Consider the following 2,410-nt stretch of genomic DNA (forward strand, 5'->3'; position numbering starts at 1 on the left):
GGTCCACGTATTCGAAGGTCTACACCTATGAGCTCGGCAGCGACGGCAAGTGGTTCGTCAAGTTCCCCGCGATGGCCGCTCGCAACGGATACGGGGGCTGGGTCGTCGGCACGTCCCGGGTGCAGGACACCGGGACCACGCCGGCCGGCACCTACTTCATCAAGCTGACCTTCGGCCTCAAGGCCAACCCGGGCACCCGGGTCGCGTACCGGCAGGTGGACGGCAACGACTACTGGGTCGGCGACAACCGGGACCCGCAGACGTACAACATTCTCCAGCCGTCAGCGTCGGCCCGCCGCACCTGGCGGATCAGCGAGGCCGAGAAGCTCTCGTCCTTCCCGACGCAGTACGAGTACGCCGCGGTCATCGACTTCAACCGCCCGCCGGTGGACACGGTCAAGTGGAACGCGACCCTGGGCCAACACGTCACCACCCACCCGGCGAACGTCCGGCGCGGCTCGGCGATCTTCCTGCACATCAACGGTTCCGGCTCGACGGCCGGCTGTGTCTCGGTCAGCCGCGCCAGCATGATCAACATCCTCAAGTGGCTGAACCCGGCGTCGAAGCCGCGCATCGTGATGGCGCCGCTGTCCGGCCTGGGTCAGGCGTGAGGAAATAGATTCGACGACGTCGCCGTTGTCTCGTACCGTGATCACCATGTTCGCGCCCGGTCTGCAGCTGCTGCGCTGTGTTTTTCAGCACTGTGCAGCGGCTCCCGCGTGCGTTCTCAACGCTGATTCGCGAATCTGACCCGTCCCCAGCGGCAGCAGAACCCGGGGACGGGTGGGCTGCGTATGCGCAGGTTCTGACGCCGACGAGGTGGCAGTCGTCACGGCGTACCGAAGAATGCCTTCTCGTTTCTCGCATCCAGTGAGGACACATCATGGCCAAGAGCCAATTCGTGCGGACCAAGCCGCACCTGAACATCGGCACGATGGGACACGTCGACCACGGCAAGACCACGCTGACCGCCGCCATCACGAAGGTCCTGGCCGACCGCGACCCGGCAACCAACCGGTTCGTGGCGTTCGAGGGCATCGACAAGGCCCCGGAGGAGGCCCAGCGCGGCATCACGATCAACATCGCCCACGTCGAGTACGAGACGGCGACGCGCCACTACGCGCACATCGACATGCCCGGCCACGCCGACTACGTGAAGAACATGATCACCGGCGCGGCTCAGGTCGACGGCGCGATCCTGGTGGTGTCGGCGCAGGACGGTTCGATGCCGCAGACCCGTGAGCACGTGCTGCTCGCCCAGCGGGTCGGGGTGCCGTGGCTGGTCGTCGCGCTGAACAAGAGCGACCTCATGGAGAACGAGCCCGACCTGCTGGACCTGGTCGAGCTCGAGGTTCGTGAGCTGCTGTCGTCGTACGGCTTTCCCGGTGACGACGTGCCGGTCGTGCGGGTCAGCGCCCTGGGCGCGCTCGCCGGTGAGCCGCGGTGGGAGCGGTCCATCGTGGACCTCATCGACGCGGTCGACGAGTACGTGCCGGTGCCCGACCGGGAGCTGGGTGAGCCGTTCCTGATGCCGATCGAGAACGTGCTCACCATCAGCGGCCGCGGCACCGTGGTGACCGGCAAGGTCGAGCGCGGAACGCTCGCGGTCGGCTCGCCGGTGGAGGTCGTCGGTCTCGGCCCGACCTTCGCCTCGGTGGCGACCGGGCTGGAGACCTTCGGCAAGTCGCTGCCGACGGCGCAGGCCGGCGACGACGCCGCGGTGCTGCTCCGTGGTGTCCGGCGCGAGCAGGTGCAGCGCGGCCAGGTGGTCGCGGTGCCCGGCAGCGTCACGCCGCACAGCGCGTTCCGGGCCAACCTGTACGCGCTGACGAAGGAGGAGGGCGGCCGGCACACGCCGTTCGTGTCGGACTACAAGCCGCAGTTCTTCTTCCGCACCACCGACGTGTCCGGCTCGATCCAGCTCGGCGGCGGCATCGACATGATGCTGCCGGGCGACACCGGCGCGGTGACGGTGCACCTCGGCAAGGCGGTGGCGATGGACGTCGGCCTCGGCTTCGCGGTCCGCGAGGGCGGTCGCACGGTCGCGGCCGGCACGGTCACGGAGCTGCTCGACTAGCACCCGAAGTGGTAGCCCAGCCCCCTTTGGGACGGCTGGACGCGTGGCTGGGCTACCACTCCGGGTCTCGGCCGTGCGGTGCAAGCGAAGAGTGGTAGTGCAGAGGGGTATCCGCGGGGCGGATTGCCTCGTGGGCTACCACTGCGGGTCTCGGCCCGGCGTCGCAAGCGAGAAGTGGTAGCGCAGAGGGGTATCCGCGGGGCGGATACCCCTCTTGCCTACCACTGTCGGTCGTGGGCCTGACCCGTTTCGGCGGACATCTGAGATCGGGAGTCGTGAGGCTCCGGGAGGATGTCCAGCATCATGGAGAGCATGGGTAAGAAGCGGCAGCGG

Annotated in this window: 2 protein-coding genes; both read left to right on the plus strand. The window is 68.0% G+C overall.

Annotated elements, in window-relative coordinates:
* Positions 1-611: L,D-transpeptidase family protein (locus AB0M20_RS38445; RefSeq protein ID WP_364305838.1), on the plus strand; the 611-nt coding region annotated here is incomplete at its 5' end.
* Between the two features lie 272 nt (positions 612-883).
* Positions 884-2,077 (plus strand): elongation factor Tu, encoded by a 1,194-nt coding sequence (tuf, locus tag AB0M20_RS38450; RefSeq protein WP_364305841.1) that lies wholly within the window; start codon positions 884-886, stop codon positions 2,075-2,077.
* Positions 2,078-2,410 lie beyond the last annotated feature (333 nt).

The organism is Actinoplanes sp. NPDC051633, from assembly GCF_040681735.1.
Taxonomy (GTDB): Bacteria; Actinomycetota; Actinomycetes; order Mycobacteriales; family Micromonosporaceae; genus Actinoplanes.